Source organism: Achromobacter sp. 1014246743, from assembly GCF_059760725.1.
In genome coordinates, this window is record NZ_JCBANA010000014.1 from 1 (window position 1) to 19453 (window position 19453).

Sequence of the window (19453 nt, forward strand, 5' to 3'; positions counted from 1 at the left end):
TTTCATGGGCGCGGCAACCCTGGGCAGCCGCGCCGCCTGCGATAATGCGCCAGGGGCGGTGGCTGGCAATTTCCCCAGCCAGCCTGCCGCGCCAGGCATATCCGGATCGGCCCCATGGAAAAGCGTTTGATGCCATCGATGATGGCGCTGCAATGTTTCGAGGCGGTGGCGCGGCACATGAGCGTCACGCGCGCCGCCGAAGAATTGCACATGACCCAGAGCGCGATCAGCAAGCAGATCGCCCAACTCGAAGCGCTGCTGCGCAACCCGCTGTTCCTGCGGGTGCGCCGGCGCTTGCAGCTGACCCCGGCAGGGGCGTTGTACCAGTCCGAGGTCAGGGCCATCCTGAACCAGGTCGACATGTCCTCGCGCTACATCCTGACCTACGGCAGCGAAACCCAGGTACTGACCATCGGCACCCAGCCGACCTTCGGTTCGCGCTGGCTGATCCCGCGGCTGCAGCGCTTCATGGCCGCGCATCCGGACATCCAGCTGAAGGTGCGCAGCGAAACCCGGCCGTTTGACCTGATGCAGGCCAAGATCGATATTTCGTTCTTTTTCGGCCACGGCACCTTGCCTGGGGCCGAGTGCCACGAGCTGTTCGGGGCTGAAGTCGTGCCCGTCTGTGCCCCCGGCTTCCTGGCCGGCAACAAGGTGGCCAGCCTGGACGCGCTGAGCAATCAGGTGCTGATCCAATGCGCCTCGCGCCCGGAAGCCTGGCACGACTATTTCTCGCACCAGCAATTCCAGTCAGACCGCAGCTATCATGGCCCGCGTTTCGACACGTTCTATATGTGCGTGCGTGCCGCCGAAGGCGGCTGCGGCATCGCCCTGACGCCCCGGCTGTTGGCCGAAGAAGAGCTGCAGGCGGGCAAGCTGGTGATTCCCTGGGGCTATGTGCAGCCCAGTGATGGCGCCTACTTCGTGGCCTATTCCGAGCATTCGGCCGAGGTGCCGAAGATCAAGCAGTTCGTGGCCTGGGTGGAAGACGAGGCCGCGCAAAAGCGCGCGGCCGACGCCCGGCGCGCACGATCCATGAAAAAACGGACTGATTAAACCGATTTTTTTCATTTGATTGCCCTCGCCGGGCATGATTTCATGCGGGCCATCCTTGTTTATCGATGTGCCGAGCCCGCCATGAGTCAGAATTTCGTCAATCCGGATCAGATCCGCGCCTGGTTCTCCCGCGCCATGTCCGACATGTACAAGTCGGAAGTGCCCCTGTACGACACCCTGCTGGACCTGGTGGCGGACGTCAACGCCAAGACCCTGGCCGAGCAGCCCGAACTGGCCGCGCAACTGGCGCGCACCGGCGAGATCGAGCGCCTGGACATCGAGCGCCACGGCGCCATCCGCGTGGGGACGGCCGAAGAACTGTCCAACATGCGCCGCGTGTTTGCCGTGATGGGCATGCAGCCGGTGGGCTACTACGACCTGTCGCCGGCGGGTGTGCCGGTGCATTCCACGGCGTTTCGTGCCACGCATGAAGCGGCGCTGCAGACCAGCCCCTTCCGTGTCTTCACGTCTCTGCTGCGCCTGGAGCTGATCGACGACGCGGCCTTGCGCGACAAGGCCGCCCGCATCCTGGCCGCGCGCCAGATCTTCACGGCCCGTGCGCTGGAACTGGCCGGCCAGTTCGAAGCGCAGGGCGGCCTGAACGACGCCGACGCCCGCGAATTCGTCGCCGAAGCCTTGCACACCTTCCGCTGGCACAGCGAAGCCACCGTCAGCCTGGACGACTACCGCGACCTGCATGGCCTGCACCGCCTGATCGCCGACGTGGTGGCCTTCAAGGGCCCGCACATCAATCACCTGACCCCACGCACGCTGGACATCGACGAAGCCCAGGCCGAAATGCCGCGCCGCGGCGTGTCGGCCAAGGCCGTCATCGAAGGCCCGCCGCCGCGCAAGTGCCCGATCCTGCTGCGCCAGACCAGCTTCAAGGCGCTGGAGGAATCCGTCTGGTTTGCCGGCGCCGACGGCAAGGCGGCCGTAGGCAGCCACACTGCCCGTTTCGGCGAGATCGAGCAGCGCGGCGTGGCCCTGACCCGCAAGGGCCGGGCCCTGTACGACCAATTGCTGGACCTGGCGCGCAGCCGCATCAGCGGCGCGCCCAACGAGAGCAATGCCGACGCCTACATGCAGAACCTGCAGGACTGCTTTGCGACGTTCCCGGACGACTACGCGCAACTGCATGACCAGGGCCTGGCCTATTTCCGCTACTTCCTGACCGGCAAACAAGGCGCCACGCCGGGCAGCGACCTGAACACGCTCATCGAGCAGGGTTACATCCGCTTCGAACCGCTGGTGTACGAAGACTTCCTGCCGGTCAGCGCCGCAGGCATCTTCCAGTCGAACCTGGGTGACAAGGCCCAGGCCGAATACGCGCAGAATGCCAGCCAGGCGGCGTTCGAGCAGGCGCTGGGCGCCGCGGTGCAGGACGAACTGGCGCTGTACCAGGACACCCAGGACCGCTCGCTGGCCGCTTGCCTGCAAGCGCTGGGTGCGCACGCCGGTACGCCGGTGGCCGCATGAGCCGATTGGATCGCTGCCTGTCAGTGCGGGACTTCGAACGCGAGGCGCGGCGCATCATGCCGCGCTGCGTCGAAGGCTACGTCTGCGGCGGCACCGAAGACGGCTCGTCGCTGCACGAGAGCGTACGCGCCCCGCACGATATCGGTTTTCGCCCGCGCGGCTTGCGCGTGGTGGACCAGCGCAGCAGCCAGGTCGACCTGTTCGGCGAACGCTATGCCATGCCCGTGGGGTTTGCGCCCACCGGGTTCTCGGCCATCGTCATGCACGAGTGCGATCTGGCGCTGGCCCGCGCCGCCCAGGACGCGCAGATTCCCTTCATCATCAGCGGTGCCTCCAGCGTGCCGCTGGAGCGGCTGCAGGAAGCCACCGGCAAGCGTTGCTGGTACCAGGCCTATCTACCGGGCAACATCGACCGCATCGGCAAGCTGCTGGACCGCCTGCGCCGCGCCGAGATTCCCGTGCTGGTGGTGACCATCGATACCTGCGTGGGCGCCAACCGCGAGAACCTGCAGAAGCTGGCCTTCACGGTGCCTTTCAAGCTCAGCCCGAGCGTGGTGCTGGACGGCATGCTGCATCCGCGCTGGAGCCTGAACGTCTTCGTGCGCACGCTGCTGGGCAGCGGCGTGCCCCGGTTCTCGAACCTGTACGAAGACATCGGCCCGCCCATCACCCAGGACCCGCCCAACGGTTTTCGCGGCGAACGCGACAAACTGTCGTGGGACCACATTCGCTGGATCCGCCAGAACTGGCCGGGCAAGCTGATCCTGAAAGGCGTGATGCACGCCGATGACGCCCGCCTGGCGCACGAGGTCGGCGTCGACGCGGTGATCGTGTCCAACCACGGTGGACGCCAGCTGGACGGCTGCATTTCGCCCTTGCAGGCGCTGCCCGACGTCGTCGCAGCCGTGCCCGCGGGCTTTCCGGTCATGGTCGACGGCGGCTTTCGCCGCGGCACCGACGTGCTCAAGGCAGTGGCCCTGGGCGCGACGCTGGTCTTCACCGGTCGGCCGCAGCTGTTCGGCGCGGCGGTCGGCGGCGATGCCGGCATCCGCAAGGTGGCCGAGATATTCCGCAGCGAAATCTCGACCAACATGGCGCTGCTTGGCTGCCGCACGCTGGCGGACGTCACGCCCGACCTGATTGCGCCGATGCGCGTGGCCTGCCCGACCCAGGCTTGACGCCAGACGAGGCGTTGTACGCAAGGCGCTTGCCTCGTCGCTGGGGCAGGGTGGTCCCGAAAAACAAAAAAAGGCGCGCCGCTGCGTGCGCGCCGATCCCTTTTCATCCACAGGAGGAGACATGAAGAAAATCCATTCCAAGCTGGCCGGCATTGCCGCCGTGCTGGCATGCGCCTTGACCGGGCCGGTTCACGCCCAGGCAGGCAACTACCCCACCAAGCCCGTCCGGCTGGTCGTGGGCTACGCCCCGGGCGGCACCACCGACATCAGCGCCCGCATGATCGCGGACGTACTCGGCAAGGAATTCGGCCAGACCTTCGTGGTGGAGAACAAGCCGGGCGCCAACAGCAACATCGGTGCCGAAGCCGTCGCCCGTGCGCCGGCCGATGGCTACACCCTGTTCGTCGGCTCGATTTCCACCGCGATCAACCAGTCGCTGTATTCGAAAATGTCGTACGACGCGCTCAAGGACCTGGACGCCGTCGCGCTCTTGAACGTGGTGCCCAACATCCTGGCCGTGAACGCCAACGTGCCGGTCAAGTCGGTGCAGGAATACATCGCCTACGCCAAGAAGAACCCCGGCAAGCTGACCTGCGCGTCGCCCGGCAACGGTTCGTCCGCGCACCTGGGCTGCGAGTTGTTCAAGATGAAGGCCGGCATCGACATCCTGCATGTGCCTTATCGCGGCAGCGGCCCTGCCGTGGCCGACCTGCTGGGTGGACAGGTGGATTCGATCTTCGACAACCTGCCGCCGCTGTTGCCGCACGTGCGCGCCGGCAAACTGACCGGCCTGGCCGTCACCACCGCCAGCCGCGTGCCGTTTGCGCCCGAGATCCCCACCATCGCCGAATCCGGCGTGCCGGGCTTCGACGTGGCCGCCTGGTTCGGCCTGTTCGCGCCCGCTGGCACCCCGCCCGACATCGTCCAGAAAGTGAACGCCGCCATCAACAAGGCGTTGACGTCCGACACCGCCCTGGCCGCCAACTACCAGACCAACGGCTTCCTGATGCCCCCGCCACCCAACACGCCGCAAGCGTTCAAGGCCTTCATGGAAAGCGAAACGAAGAAGTGGGGCGAGGTGGTCAAGGCAACGAACCTGCAGATCAACTGATCCCCGGCGTACCGGGCCAAATCAGGCCCGGTTGCCAAGATTGCCGATTTGCGTGTTAGAATGTTCGACTTTCCAGGAAAGCACGTCTTTTCTGGTCAGATTTGCCGACGTGGTGAAATTGGTAGACACGCTATCTTGAGGGGGTAGTGGCGAAAGCTGTGCGAGTTCGAGTCTCGCCGTCGGCACCAAGAATTTATTCCCGGGTCTGGAAGTAACCTTTTAACTGCGATGTGGTTAATTGCAATCTGGTCAATGGCCGGATAAAACCAGACGAAACCCGGATTGAAGTATCAAAGAACCCGCATATCTCCAACGAGAATGCGGGTTTTTTGTCGCGGGTATTTCTTGTATTGGTGGGCATGTGCCCGGCAGATCGGCCCAATAATCCGGTATTTGGATAACTGGGTGTGCAGTCTAGGTGGGCATTTATACATACATAAATGCATACATACGTGTCAGGCAGCGCACCAAAAAATGCTCCATCCTCAATTGCCTACGGGTTGCAGGTCTTGATGATCTCCGGCGCCAATCTCTCGATATCACCCGTCGACAAAGTGCCAAGCGCCTGCGGCTTGATATGTTGCTTCAGGACACTCAGTGCGCACGTGCAATAGCGGGAGTTGCCATTGCTGGTGGAGGCGCAGCTTGCCTTGAAGTTCGTGTCGAACTCAGGCTCCCGAGTGCAAGCCGCGAGTATCAACGGCATAAGCATGGCCAGGAAATATCGGCACACATTACTATGACGCATTGTTAATATTGTCCTTATAATCTACATTATCTCAAATTAAAACATGAGATAAATGCTTGGTGCATAGGGAGAAGACGGGCCGGTGCCCGTTTTTTCATTTGACGAATTGATGCAGAAAAGTAACAAAACATGCTTGGCGTAAGATTACGTAGCGACAAAATCGATCAATTCGACGTCTTGGGTGAGCGTGGTCAAGCCATCCATCTCGTGGCAAGCCAGATACTTGCCGTCCTGAAAAGCAAGCGTCCCGACTTGCTCGTGAATTTCGCGGTCCCGCAGCCCAGCGAGAATGGCAGCCGCATAGACTGGTATGCGCCAACGCCCGGATCCGTCGTTGCCTGGCATGCCGCGTCGGCGGCAGAGCAGGCCGACGCGCTGGTCCGGCTGGAAGGTGTGCGCGCAGGCGTCGCGCAATTGCGCGAGTCCGTCCTGGCCAGGACCAGTGGCAACGACGCCGCGCTGTTGGGGCAACTGCTGAAATGGGTCATGCATCACCCCGATCCCAGCTTCGTGTTCCTGGTGGGGGGGCAGCCCGTCATTACCTTCTGGGGTTTCCTGCACAGCGGGGCGGATCGTTCCTTTGATCCGCTGCATTCTTTGCGCCCCGCCACGTCTTTGAACCCGTCGCCGCAGCCGCCAGCACCGGAGGCGGTGAAGATTCCGACTTCAACCACGTCGCCCCAAGTTGTGGTGTCGACGCCATGGTGGAAACGCTGGTGGACTTGGCTGGCCTTGCTGCTGGCCTTGCTGGCGTTGTTGTTAGGCCTGCGCGCTTGCGCACCGACCTTGTTGCCCAATCTGCCCTTGCCAGGCATGACGCCCCGTGTCGACATACCTCGCGACCCGACCTTGCCGGAGGGCAAGGTGTCCCTGCCGTCGCTGTCGGGGGCTGGCGGGCCTGCTGTCAGCCTGTCGGGCGCCGTCGGTGCTGGCGATTCGTCATTGCGAGGCGCGCCAGACAGCGCGGCACTTGGTACGGATCGGTCCGCACCCATGGGGGGGAGCGCGGCACTCAACGCGCCCGCCGCAGGAGCCTCGGAAGGGCCCCAGTCCGCTGCATCAGGCGATGGAGCCGCACCCGCCGCAGCCGGCGAGGCCTCCGCCAAAGCGACGTCGCCCAGCTTGCCGGAGAGCAAGGACGCCCTGGAGATTCCAGCGGATGCAAGCGAGGGCAACGCCAATTTCCTGAACGGCAATTGGCGCGCCGGCGCAGGTATTCAGGATCGCGATACCGGCGAACCTTTGCGCCTGCACTACCAGTTCAAGAATGGTGAAGGTCAGGTCACGGTTAACCGCCACAACGGGGTGCAATGTACGGCACCCGTCAGCGCTGCCATGAGCAAGGGCTCTTTGTCGATCAGCAATAGCGTGGCGGCCAAGTGCAGCGACGGCGGCACCTACGACATGCCGCTCATCCAGTGCAAGCCGGCCGCAAAAAATGTCGCTTCATGCGCCGGTAGCTATGGGCAAGAGCCTTTCCCCATATCGATGCGCCGCGCCCAACCTTAATCGTTGAGAGTATTTGCCATGCTGCCCCCTGTTGATACCTATGATGCCGACAAGGACAACGTCGAGCTTTTCGGCAATACGGGCGTCCAGTTCCTTGACCTGGCGTGCGCACTGCCCGAGCTCAGGCGCGAGCCGGAAGGCGAGTTCTGCATGCATCCGTCCGGCAGGATGCCCATTCGGCTTCATGTGCCGGACGATGGCAGGCCCGGCTACGAAGACAGACCGGGCAATTTCGTCGAGGCCAAGGCGGCATTTTCGCTGCCTATGCAGGAAAGTCTGGAACTGTTCGACGGTTTCTGGTTGCCGGTGCCATTCTTTCGATATAAATCGGACAGCCAGTTCGACCGCGGTCCGAAGAACTGGGCACGTCTGCGCCTGGTCAAGCTGGATGAGGCCGACGCCAATGGCAACACGCACCGCGTGACACTGGCCTTCGACACGCGTACCCGAGCCAGGGATGACGCGCGCGACTACATCGAGCCCTACGACGAGGACATGGAAACGGGCGCCTTGTTCCGCCTGGCCTTCAACCTGCATGAAATGCAGTGGTTTCTGGATGAGCAGGAGTGGGTCGTCAAATGGCTTGAAAGCGTGTTTCGCGAGCGCCGCGACGATCTCGAAAATCGGGAAATCGAAAAGGCGCTGGCCAAGCGTGAACATCTGGCGCACTACCTGAACCTGCTCAGCCTGATGCGCGAGTCGGCGCCGACCACGCGTTCCAACAAAGAGCAGAAGGACAAGGTCAAGATCAAGCTGCCCCGCATCAAGGTCCTGAACATGCTGGCCCCCAACGCGAACGGCCGCAAGGTGATCAAGGGAGGCAGCGTGCCTGTCGACCTGGTGCTGGATGTAGGCAATTCTCGGACGTGCGGCATCCTGATCGAAGAGCACAAGCAGAATGATAACGGCCTGAACGACTACACGTTCCTGACGCTGCGGGACATGACTCGGCCGGAACGCATCTATCAACAGCCGTTCGAGTCGCGTGTGGAGTTCGCGCCCGTCAGCTTTGGCAAGGACGATCTTTCCCTGCAAGGCGGGCGAGACGACGCGTTCGTGTGGGTGTCGATGGCCCGAGTGGGTACCGAAGCCACGAACCTCGCCGCACGCAAGGAAGGCACTGAAGGCTCGACAGGCCTGTCCAGCCCCAAGCGCTACCTGTGGGACGCCGAGGATGCCTACGAGTCCGGCTGGCGGCCCAACGCGTCCACGATCAAGGGCGAAGCGCCGGAATGGGCGACGCTGGGACCGTTGAAGAACCTGATCGACGAGAAAGGCATTCCGCTGTACGGACCGTGCGCGCTGTACCAGGACGAGGAAACCTCCGGCTTCCCGGCCTTTGAAGCCCACTACACGCGCAGCGCGTTGATGGGGTTCATGCTCAATGAAGTGTTTGCCCAGGCGGTGTCGCAGATCAATAGCTGGCTGTACCGCTCGCGCAAGAAGGACCGGACGTTGCCGCGCTATTTGCGCGCCATCATCCTCACCGTGCCGCCAAGCATGCCGCAGGTGGAGCGCGGCATTTTCAAGCAACATGCGCAGCGCGCCCTGAGCCTGCTCTGGAAGAGCATGGGCTGGCATACGGGTGACGGCGATCCCGTCGAGGATGACGAAGACGAGAAGCACGACCTGTTCACGCTAGCCTTGCCCAAGATCGTCATCAAATGGGACGAGGCCACGTGCGGGCAGCTGGTTTACCTGTACACGGAGGTCGTGACGAACTTCAGCGGCTATGCCGAGGAATTCTTTGACGCGCTGGCGCGTCGGGAAAAGACCGATCGTGAGTGCATCACGGTAGCCTCGCTGGATATCGGCGGTGGCACCACGGACCTGGTCATCACGGACTACAAGCTGGATCGTAGTGGCCGCCAGTCGGCCAACAGCTTCGTGCCCATCACGCCCACGCAACGTTTCCGCGACGGTTTCAAGGTCGCCGGTGACGACATCGTGCTGGAAGTCATCCGCAAGTACGTGCTGCCGTATCTGGAAGCCGCGCTGAAGGAAGCGGGCGCCCGGGATGCCGCGGCCCTGATGGACATCCTGTGCGGCAGCACCGGGGACGACGAAAGACAGCGTCTGCTGCGGCAGCAATTGACGCTGCAATGCTTTTATCCCCTGGCGCTCGTGCTTCTCAAGGAGTACGAGAACTACGATCCGGAAAAGCCCGCCGAACGCAAGGAAAAGACGATTGGCCAATGGCTGCACGACAAGCAGCCATTGAGCGCTGCGGTGCGGGGATTCGTGGGCAAGGCGCTCAACGAGGCTGCCGGGCAGCCCGTGGAATTCGATCTTGAAAGCGTCCCGTTGATTGCCGATCCGGTCAAGATGCATTTCGATTTCCTGACCGACAACCTGGATATCTGCAACACCCTGCGCAATCTGTGCGAAATCGTCAATTACTACGACTGCGACGTGTTGCTGCTGACCGGCAGGCCTTCCGTGCTGCCGGGGGTTCAGGCGGTGATACGCAAGGCCATGCCGTTGCCGCCCGGGCGCGTGGTGCCCATGCGCAATTACCGGACGGGCGATTGGTTCCCCTTCCGCAAGGCGGGCTGCATCGATGATCCGAAGACCACGGCCTCGGTCGGAGCCATGGTGATCTGGCTCTGCGAGAACAACCGCATCCCGACGTTCAAGATCAACACCCGCACGCTCAGGCCGAAGCCGCTGATCCGCTACTTCGGCGAGATCGGCAACGACAACATGCTCAAGCATGGCAACGTGCTGTTCTCTGACATCCAGACGCAGCAATCCGAGGACGGCAAGACGTCGATGGACCAGAGCATCGAGCTGCCGGTGGGCGCGGACGGCGATGTGCTGCCGTTCAAGATGGAAAACACCGCACGGCTTGGCTATCGACAGCTCAAGATCGAGCGCTGGCCAGCCACGCCGATGTACGTGCTGGGCTTCGATCGCGAATGGGAGCAGGAATACAAGCGTTCCCAGGAATCCAATCCGAACAAGTCCCATGCGTCGGGCCGGGTGTATTTCAAGGTGGCCAAGCCTACGGAACAGGAGCGCAAGGCGGGCCTGATCAGCGACAGGCTGCTGGTCGCCAAGACCGCGCCGTTGACGGACGACGACAAGAGCCGGCCGACGGTGCGGTTGCAGTTGAACACCCAGCTGAGAATCGGGAAGGCGAATTTCTACTGGCTGGATAGCGGTAGCGTGAAGGGTTGATGGCGATATGAGCGAATCTCAGAAACAACTGGCACGTCAGTGGCGTGCGATCCATGATGGTGCGGCCCGTGCGATCGAATGGATCGACGCGGTGCGGGGCAATTCCAAGAAACTGGACGACAAGGCCGATGGCCTGGTCTATGGGTTGCGCCGGGCGAGCAACAAGGCGCGTAGCCTGGAGCGGGCCGCGGGTCACCCGATGGCCATCGGTTTCTTTGGCCTGTCGCAGGCGGGCAAGTCCTACCTGATCTCCACGCTGGCCGCCGGCGAGAATGGCCGCCTGCAAACCGACCATGACGGCGAGCTCGTCGATTTCCTGGCCTCGGTCAACCCCGCAGGCGGAGGCAGCGAGGCCACGGGCCTGGTGACGCGATTCACGCGGATCAAACCCGCCATCCAGGACCGCGCCTATCCCATCGAAGTGCGCCTGTTTCGGGAAATCGACCTGGCCAAGATACTGGCCAACGCCTGGTTCAAGGATTTTGACCAGGGGCGGGTCGACTACAAGATCGACGGCGACCGCGTGAGAGCGCTGCTGGACCGGTTCGCGGACCGTGCGGCCAGTGCACCCCAGCCGGGCGTTGACGCCAATGACGTCGTGTCGCTCTGGGACTACGTCGCCGCCTCGTTCGGCAATCACGTCAAGGCCTTGGATGGCGACCTGAAAAGCGGTTATTGGGCTCGGGCCGTTGCGCTTGCGCCGCGCCTGTCCAGTCGCGATCGCGCGGAATTCTTCTCCATTCTGTGGGGTGAAATCCCCGAGTTGACGCAGGTCTACGCGCAAATCGCCGACAGCCTGTGCGCCATCGGCCATGTCGACGTCGCGCACATTCCCCGAGATGCCGTAGAGGACAAGGGCGGTCCGCCCAGCATCATGAACGTCACGATGCTCGACCACATTGGCGGTGGTGACAACGCCACGGTCATGGTCCGAGGCGTACGTGACGGCAAGTTGAACGAGCCGGTGTCGATCAGGCGTTCACACCTGGCGGTCTTGACGACGGAATTGGTGTTCCCGCTGGCCAACATGCCCCGGGAGCGTTGCCTGGAAGCCGTGGATCTGCTTGATTTCCCCGGCTATCGGGGCCGCTATGACAAGACCAGGCTGAGCGAAATCCCGAACAATCCGGTCGGGGAACTGCTGCGCCGCGGCAAGGTGGCGTATCTGTTCGAACTGTATAGCGAGAACCAGGAAATGAACGGCCTGGTGCTGTGCACGCCCGCCAACAAGCAGCCCGAAACGAGCGCGGTGGTTCCGGTACTGGATCACTGGGTCAGGCAAACGCAGGGAGAATCCGCCCGGGACCGCTCGGCGCGGTCAGGACTGCTGTGGGCGGTGACCATGTTCAATGCACGCGTCTCGGACATGCTCAACAAGCAGGACAAGTGGCACCAGGAGTGGAAAGGGCTGAACGACATCGCTTTCAAGATCTATGAAAGCCTGGATTTCATGCGCGATTGGAAAGGGGGCAAGCCCTTCAACAACACGTTCCTGGTGCGCACGCCTTCCTATACCGCTTTCACCGTCAAGGAAGATGGCAAGGAAGACGGCAAGGAACTGGCCGTGGCGCCCGAGAAGCAGGAAATCCTGGACAGGATGCGGGCCAGCTTCATCGAGGCGGACGTGCTGCGCAGCCGCTTTGCGCAGCCCGGCGAGGCCTGGGACGCCATGATGCGACTGAACGACGGCGGCATGGGAAACCTGGCCGGCTCCATCGCGCAAATCAGCGATATCGACTTCAAGCTGTCACGCCTGCGCAATCAGGTGGGTGACGAGCACCACAAGATCCTGGACCGGGGTATCGGCCTGTTCCACCGCGAAGGCAGCGATGCCGAAGGCGCGAAGCAGAAGAAAAGGGAATTGGCCGACAAGGTCGCGCCCGTGCTGCGCAATATCGCGGACAACCCCAAGGCCTATTTCCTCTTGTCGGAATTGATGCATGCGTTGGAACTGCCGAGCGAAGCGCTGCGCGATCTTTACCTGAGCGGCGCCGACGTGGCGCAGGCAAGCCCCGTCCAACCTGAGGCGAAGGCCGCGCCCGACAGCAGCGCCGATGCCGACGACCTGTTCGCCAGTCTGCTGGACGGCGGCGCGAACGAGGCTGAGCCGGCCTATGCGGCAGCGGACCCGGCGCCCGCGGATACCTACGAGCGTTGGTTCGCCGATTCGGCATTCAAGCTGTGGCTGAATCATTTGAGCGAGATCCCGGGCCGCACGCGCCAGCACGCGATGCTCAAGAACATTCCCCACGACATCCTGGAAATCGTGGTTGAAGAACTGCGCAACGCGGCCTACCGCGAGAACAGCAAGGGCCGCAACCTGCCTCAACAGATGTTGCAAAGCCTGCTGTCGCGCACCGACAGCGCGTCCAAGCGCGACCAGATGGTGATGAGCCAGGTCCTGCGCGTGCAGACGGTGTTGCGCGACTTCATCGCGTGGCTGGGCTATCTGGACATGAACGCGGACGACAAGCCCGCCAGCGCATCGCTGGCCAACGCCAAAGTGTTCGCCAAGTCGGCCTTGCTGGACGCGGGCACCGGCATGCCGGATCTGCCCGAGAAGAATGACATGGGCAAGGGGCGTGAATTCCTCAAGGACTGGGTGTCCTGCCTGATCGACATGATCGTGAAGAATGCCGGCTTCACTGCCGGGCAGGAGATCAGTGACGAACAGAACGAGGCGTTGGGCGCCATCATTGCCGACATCAGAAAGGGATGACACATGGCTGTATTTGTTTCATTTAACCCGCTGCCGGACCGACGCGCGGGATACGCCGAACTCCATGTCGAGAGCTGGAGCGGCGATGGGGTCGAGGTCGAGCTGGGCATTCGTCGCAACGCCTCGCCGGCACACCTGGATGCGCAGGGGAAGTGGGGCGGCGAACAGCAGTGGCTGCGATTTGGCAATGGCCAGGTCCGCGGCGACAGGCTGGTGATCGAGGTGGGTCCCGCAATCGTCGACGCGTTGCTGCAGGCCAAGCGCAATGCTTCCTTCGTGATCAGCGTGCGCAAGCCCGATGGCAGCATCACGCAGCATCCGGTGCGGTCGATTCCCGACAGCGTCACGCCGTCCACCGCAGCGGGTGAAGCGCCCGCCCAGGCGATGGTGGTCGAAGTCGCGCCCAAGCCGACGACGCCGCCGCCGGTGGTGGCGCCGCCTCCTGTCGAGGAGCCGGTGAGCGCGGACCCCGTCCCGGCACCGCAACCGCCGTCCCGTCGTCTGGGGCTCATCGTCGGGGGCGCGCTGGCCTTGCTGATCGCAGCGGGCGCGGCCGCATGGTTCTTGCTGAAGAAAGCAGACATTCCCGAACCGCCGCCCAAGCCGGAGGCGCCCGCCGCGACACCCGAGCCGGCGCCGGCCGCCGCGGCATGTTCCAGGGAAAACCTGGGCTCGGCGGCGGAAATGGCCTTCGTGCAGGACTGCGTGCGCGACGTCAAGGACTCCGCGGCCATGCTGGCCATCATCCAGGCTGCGCGCGAGGCGGGCAAGTGCTCCATCGCGCAGCGTCTGTACGCCAATCGGGCGCAGGCGGGTGACGTGCGTATCGCCTTGGCCTACGCCCAGGAGTACGACCCAGCGGCCTACAAGGAAAACGCTTGCTTCAAGGCGGATGCCGCCACGGCCGCGTATTGGTATGAAGCGGTGCTGGAAAAGGACAAGGACAACGCCCAGGCCCAAGCGCGCCTGAAGGAATTGCAGAAATGAGGAAGATTGCCCTGGCCCTGGGTCTGGTCGGCTTTGCCGCAGTCGTGCACGCCGCGCCGCCGTTGTTGCAGGAAGGCAAGAAGACGCTCTACCAACGCGTGCTGACCACTCCGGGTTGCGCCTTGCATGAAGCGCCGGACGGCAAGGCTGGCGCCGTGCAGCCCACTTTCAGCCGCTTCTATGTCTACGCCAGCCAGGCGGCGGGGGGCAAGACCTGGGTGCAGGTCGGGCCCGATTCCTTTGGCAAGACGCTGGGTTGGGTCGACCGGTCCTGCACCGTCGACTGGAAAATGCAGATGTCGCTGGCGTTCACCAACCCCGCCGGCCGCGACCGGACGTTGTTCTTCAAGGACCGGCCGGCGCTGGACACCGTGCTCAACGCCATCGATCCGGTCGAGAAGATCGCCCCGACGCGACAGCAGCTCAAGACCAAAGGTCAGGCGCCGGGCGTTGTCGCCCAGGAACCCGAGCTGTTCGTCGATATGACCAAGAACTTCTATCTGCTGCCCATCCTGAGCGGAGAAGAGGTCATGACGGAACAGAACGTGCGCGTGCGGGTGCTGAATGTTGCCTCCGTCAGCGCGGCGGATCCTGCCAGCGCGGCCAAGGCCAGCCAGGACCAGTCCACCGCGCACGAGCGGACCAAGCAGATCAAGGAATTCAGTTCGGCCGTCGTCTTCGTCATCGACTCGACGGTGTCGATGGATCCCTACATCGAACGCACGCGCGAGGCGATCAAGAAGGTCTATGCCAAGGTCGAGGCCGAAAAGCTGGGCGACAAGGTCAAGTTCGGACTGGTGGCCTTCCGTTCGAGCACCAAGGCCGTTCCCGGGCTGGAATACGTCAGCAAGGTCTACGCGGACCCGAACAAGGTCAAGGACGGCGCGGATTTCATGGCCAAGGTCGCGGAATTGAAACAGGCCAAGGTGTCCAGCAGCCTGTTCGACGAGGATGCCTATGCCGGCGTGATGGATGCCATCAACAGCATCGACTGGCGTCCCTATGGCGCGCGTTATGTCGTGCTGATCACCGATGCGGGCGCTATCGAGGGGAGCGATAAGTTGTCCTCGACGGGCATGAGCGCCAGCCAGGTCCGGCTCGAAGCGGCCAAGCCGGGCGTGGCCATCTACACCCTGCACCTGAAGACGCCCGCAGGCGCCAAGAATCACGCCAGCGCCGAAGCGCAGTACCGCAATCTGTCCACCTATGGCGGCACCAATCTGTCGTTGTACTACCCCGTCAATGCCGGCGATGTGAACGAGTTCGGCAAGAAGGTGGACGCCTTGTCCGCGGCGATCACGCAGCAGGTGAAGTCCGCCTACCAGGGCGAAGATGCCGTGGGTAGCGCCGCCAACGCGACGGACCCGGGCAAGCGGCCCGCCAATGCCGACGAGAAAATGCTGCAGGACGCCGACTTGATCGGCAATGCAATGAAGCTGGCTTACCTGGGCGAACGCATTGGCGCCAAGGCGCCGCCGGTATTCCAGGCCTGGATCAGCGATCGCGATCTCATCAAGCAGACCGTGCCCGTGACGGACGTGCGCGTGCTGCTGACCAAGGGGCAGCTCAGTGACCTGAACGACGTGATGAAGAAGATCGTCGATGCCGCCAACCAGGGGCTGATTTCGCCGACCGATATGTTCAACCAATTGCGCAACGTGGCGGCGACCATGGGCGCCGATCCCAACAAGTTGGAGAAGTCGGACAAGAAACTGGCCGAGATGGGGTTCTTAACGGAGTACCTGGACGGCCTGCCATACCACAGCGAGGTGTTGAACCTTGACGAAGCGACCTGGAAGAGCTGGGACGGCCTGGCGCAGGAAAAATTCATTCGCAACCTGACGACCAAGTTGCGGCACTACCAGCTGTACAACGCCGATGCCGACCGTTGGGTGTCTCTGGCGCCAAACAGCGACCCGCGCGACCACGTCTATCCCGTGCCTCTAGAAATGATGCCCTGAGCGGACGGACGATGCTGGCTATTGATGATTTGCGTTTGCGTCGAGGGCAGGGCGCTTCAGCCTACGAAGTACGACTACCCAAGCTGCGCCTGGCGAGCGGCGAGGTACTGGCCATCGTGGGGGGAAGCGGCTGCGGCAAGAGCACGCTGCTGGAAGGCATCGGCCTGCTGCTGGCGCCCGCGAGCGTGCAGGCCTATACGCTCAATGGCGACATCGATGTCGCTGCGCGGCTGACCCGCAAAGACGAAGCCGCCCTGGCGGCCTTGCGTGCTTCCCGGATCGGATTCGTGTTGCAGACCGGCGGCTTGCTGCCCTACCTGTCGGTGCGAGACAACATCCTGCTGCCGCGCCGTCTGCTCGGGATGCCTGCGCAAGGCGCCCGGATGCAACATGGCATCGAGGTGCTTGGCCTGCAGAACCTGCTGGAAAAGCGGCCGGCGCAGTTGTCCATCGGCGAGCGGCAGCGGGTGGCCGTGGTGCGTGCGCTGTCACACGAGCCGGACGTCTTGCTGGCTGATGAGCCGACGTCCGCCTTGGACCCGGACAACGCGTCCAGGTTGTTCCAGCTGTTTGTCGACCTGGCTCGTGCCGACAACATGGCAACCCTGGTGGTGTCGCATGACTGGGACCTGGTGTGCCAGTTCGGCCTGCCCAGCCTGACGCCGACCTTGTCGCCCGGCCACAGCTCCTTCGGCCCGAGTGAGTCGCTATGACGCGCGCATGGCAGATTGCCCGCCTGGCGGGCCAGGACCTTTGGCACGATCGTCTCGTGACCCTTTGCATGATCGCCACGCTGGTGGCGGTGATTGCGCCGTTGCTGCTGCTGTTCGGCCTGAAGCACGGCGTGGTCAGCGCCATGCAGGACGAATTGTCCACGGACCCGCGCAACCTGGAAATCCGCATGCTCAGCAGCGGCAGCTACGACCAGGCCTGGATCGAGCAGATGGCCGGCCGGCCGGATGTGGCCTTTGCCGTGGGCATGACGCGATCGCTGAACACGCAGGCCGACTTCATTCATACGCCCACGAAGTTCCTGGAGAACGTGGAAGTGCTGCCCACCGCGGTCGGCGATCCCTTGCTGGCCGGCGTGGACGCGTCCGCGCTGACCGGCACCGGCGTCGTGTTCAGCGCCCAGGCGGCCCAGCGTCTTGATGTTCAGCCCGGCGATACCTTGCGCATGCGGATCGCCCGTCGTCTGAACGGGGTGGACCAGCGCGCCGTGGTGAGTCTCACCGTGCTGGCGGTCTTGCCGGGGCAAACCTACGAGCGCGCCGCCGCTTTCGTCCTGCCGGCCTTGCTGCGCGATATGGAGTGGTATCGGGACGGCTACGCCGTCGCCTCCCTGGGCGCAGGAGATGGCCAGCCTGTCGAGACGGCCAAGGTGCGATTTGCCCGCGCGCGACTGTATGCCAAGGACCTGGATTCGGTGGAGCCCCTGGAAAAGAGCCTGATCGACCAGCGTATCGAAACCAGCAGCCGCCTGGCCGACATTCGCAACGTCAAGGCCATCAACCACTTGTTGACGATGGTGTTCACCGTGATTTCAACCACTGCCATCGCCGGTTGCGTGGCGGCCTTGGCAGGGGCGTTCCTGGCCAACGTACGGCGCAAGCGGCGTGACATTGCGACGTTGCGCCTGCTGGGCCTGGGCGGCGCGCAGATCAGCGCCTTGCTGGCCATGCAGGCGATCGCCCTGACCATCGTGGCGATGGGCGTCGGGCTGGCCATCTATGGCGTGGGCAGCGCGACATTCAACAACCTGCTGGGCGGGGTCAGGTCGCCTGGCCAGCTGGCGTGCCAGATCACGCCGCAGCATGTCGGCCTGGCATTCGTGCTTGCCTTGGGCGTGGCGTTGCTGGCGTCGAGCATCGGCGCGGCGAACGCCAAGCGTATTCAACCCGCGGAGAGTTTGCGTGAAATCTAAATTGCTTGGCCGATATGCGGTTCAGGGCTTGCTGGCGTTGTCGACATGTCCCGTGGCGCTTGCCGCGGGCGCGCCCGCACCGAAATGGGACGCGCGCTTTTACAACCCCAAGCCAGCCGAAGGCGATATCGTCCTGCCGCTGCCTTGCGATGGCGGCATCGTCTTCAGGAAGGTCGTCGTGCCCGTTGGTGGCCCCTTGGCCGACCTGCCCATCCAGGTCGGACAGGAAGGGGGCGCCTACTCCTTCGTGGAGAAGACTCGTCCGGCGTTCATCGCGGGCGGATTCACGGAAGAGGGCGCGGACAAGAAATCCAGGTTCAGCTATTACCTGATGGCCAAGTACGAGTTGACCATCACGCAATACCAGGCCCTGGCTACCCTGGGCAATGGCGACGCGGCGAAGTGCCCGAACCCCGAAGCTCCGGATGGCCGTTTTCCGGTGACCGAGGCGAACTGGTTCGATGCGTCGCGGATGGCGCACCTGTACAACATCTGGCTGCGTCAGCACGCCAAGAACCTGTTGCCCAAGGAAGACGGAATTTCCGGATTCGCCCGCCTGCCCACCGAAGTGGAATGGGAGTTCGCGGCGCGCGGCGGCGTCAAGGTCAACGCCGCCGAGTTCGCGGACCCGCGCTATCCCATGCCGGACGGAACGGTCAATCAGTACGAATGGTTCGGCGGCACGCAATCGTCCAACAGCAAGGTCAACCGCATCGGCGTGCTGCTGCCCAACCCGCTGGGCCTGCACGACATGCTGGGCAACGTGTCTGAAATGACCCTGGATGTATTCCGGCTGAACAAATTCGACCGCCAATATGGGTCGGCGGGCAGCTACGCGATTCGAGGTTCGGACTACATGCAGCCCGAGTCGGACTTGCGCGCCGCCCTGCGACGCGAGGGCAATCTCTATGACGAGGACGGCGAGACTCGCGAGAAGACCGTGGGCTTTCGCTGGGTGATTTCTTCGCGCGAAATGACGTCCGCCAAGCACGTCAAGGCGCTTGAGGAAAGCTACGGCAAGCTGGGCGATGGCCACATTTCGTCGGACGCATCCAAGAAAGGGAAGTCGGCCGTGAGCGAATTGAACACGCTTGCCGGCAGCGTCACGGACAAGAAGCTGAAGGATCAGCTGGCCAGCCTGGAAGGCAAGCTTCGCGCGAGCAACCAGCAGCAGGAAGAGGCGCGCGATCAAGCGATCCGGGCCAGCCTGAACCTGGGCGCCTTCCTGTGCACCAAGCTCAAGGACGATGGCGAGCATCGCAACCTGCTTCGAGAGGTCTACAAGACCACCTGCGAGAGCGGCAATTCGGATGCGACGTGCGAGCGCCGCAAGCAACTCCTGGCCAGCCATGAGCGGCGGGTGGAGGGCGTGACGCAGTACTACGCCAGCAGCCTGGTCGATGCCGCCACGCTGTATGGCGCCGACAACCTGGCCAGGCAGGTGCCCGTTCTGGACAAGATGTTCGAGCAGAACAAGCAGGTCAGCGGCCTGCGCCCCTACCTGGTTGCGTATTGGGCACACCAGAAAGCCTATCTGGCCAACAAGAAAATCGATCGAGCCGCCTGGCTGGATTCATGCATTGCCGTCAATAAATAACCAT

12 protein-coding genes and 1 tRNA gene are annotated in these 19453 nt (G+C 63.2%); all 13 read left to right on the forward strand.

All coding sequences use genetic code 11. The features are described 5' to 3' along the window. Positions 1-114: 114 nt before the first annotated feature. The 13 genes from AC6LJ2_RS08140 (at position 115) to AC6LJ2_RS08200 (ending at position 19449) form a co-directional block, all read left to right on the forward strand. The gene (locus AC6LJ2_RS08140) at positions 115-1056 is read left to right on the forward strand and encodes a LysR substrate-binding domain-containing protein (protein ID WP_263910312.1); all 942 of its coding nucleotides are present in this window, start codon (positions 115-117) and stop codon (positions 1054-1056) included. Between the two features lie 81 nt (positions 1057-1137). Continuing rightward, positions 1138-2535 (forward strand): 2-oxoadipate dioxygenase/decarboxylase HglS, encoded by a 1398-nt coding sequence (gene hglS / locus AC6LJ2_RS08145; protein ID WP_445658333.1) that lies wholly within the window; start codon positions 1138-1140, stop codon positions 2533-2535. After that, the gene (locus tag AC6LJ2_RS08150; RefSeq protein ID WP_445658334.1) at positions 2532-3713 is read left to right on the forward strand and encodes an alpha-hydroxy acid oxidase; all 1182 of its coding nucleotides are present in this window, start codon (positions 2532-2534) and stop codon (positions 3711-3713) included. The genes hglS and AC6LJ2_RS08150 overlap by 4 nt, the downstream gene beginning before the upstream one ends. A gap of 121 nt (positions 3714-3834) precedes the next feature. Beyond that, complete coding sequence (locus tag AC6LJ2_RS08155; protein ID WP_445658335.1) at positions 3835-4824, forward strand: Bug family tripartite tricarboxylate transporter substrate binding protein; 990 nt, start codon at positions 3835-3837, stop codon at positions 4822-4824. A gap of 103 nt (positions 4825-4927) precedes the next feature. Next, a tRNA-Leu gene (locus AC6LJ2_RS08160) sits at positions 4928-5012 on the forward strand. A 689-nt stretch (positions 5013-5701) separates the two neighbouring features. Beyond that, positions 5702-7081 (forward strand): SrfA family protein, encoded by a 1380-nt coding sequence (locus tag AC6LJ2_RS08165; RefSeq protein ID WP_498151147.1) that lies wholly within the window; start codon positions 5702-5704, stop codon positions 7079-7081. An 18-nt stretch (positions 7082-7099) separates the two neighbouring features. Further along, positions 7100-10261, forward strand: a complete 3162-nt coding sequence (locus AC6LJ2_RS08170; RefSeq protein WP_498151148.1) for a virulence factor SrfB — start codon at positions 7100-7102, stop codon at positions 10259-10261. 7 nt (positions 10262-10268) lie between these two features. Beyond that, positions 10269-12980: a virulence factor SrfC family protein gene (locus AC6LJ2_RS08175; RefSeq protein ID WP_498151149.1), complete on the forward strand. Its 2712-nt coding sequence runs from the start codon at positions 10269-10271 to the stop codon at positions 12978-12980. 3 nt (positions 12981-12983) lie between these two features. Then, the gene (locus AC6LJ2_RS08180; protein WP_498151150.1) at positions 12984-13967 is read left to right on the forward strand and encodes a hypothetical protein; all 984 of its coding nucleotides are present in this window, start codon (positions 12984-12986) and stop codon (positions 13965-13967) included. Further along, positions 13964-15928, forward strand: coding sequence for a vWA domain-containing protein (locus AC6LJ2_RS08185; RefSeq protein WP_498151151.1), 1965 nt, complete (start codon positions 13964-13966; stop codon positions 15926-15928). The genes AC6LJ2_RS08180 and AC6LJ2_RS08185 overlap by 4 nt, the downstream gene beginning before the upstream one ends. 35 nt (positions 15929-15963) lie before the next feature. After that, positions 15964-16641, forward strand: a complete 678-nt coding sequence (locus AC6LJ2_RS08190; protein WP_498151152.1) for an ABC transporter ATP-binding protein — start codon at positions 15964-15966, stop codon at positions 16639-16641. Beyond that, positions 16638-17852, forward strand: a complete 1215-nt coding sequence (locus AC6LJ2_RS08195; RefSeq protein ID WP_498151153.1) for an ABC transporter permease — start codon at positions 16638-16640, stop codon at positions 17850-17852. The genes AC6LJ2_RS08190 and AC6LJ2_RS08195 overlap by 4 nt, the downstream gene beginning before the upstream one ends. After that, complete coding sequence (locus AC6LJ2_RS08200; RefSeq protein WP_498151154.1) at positions 17842-19449, forward strand: formylglycine-generating enzyme family protein; 1608 nt, start codon at positions 17842-17844, stop codon at positions 19447-19449. Before AC6LJ2_RS08195 ends, AC6LJ2_RS08200 begins: the two co-directional genes overlap by 11 nt. The last annotated feature ends 4 nt before the right edge of the window (positions 19450-19453 follow it).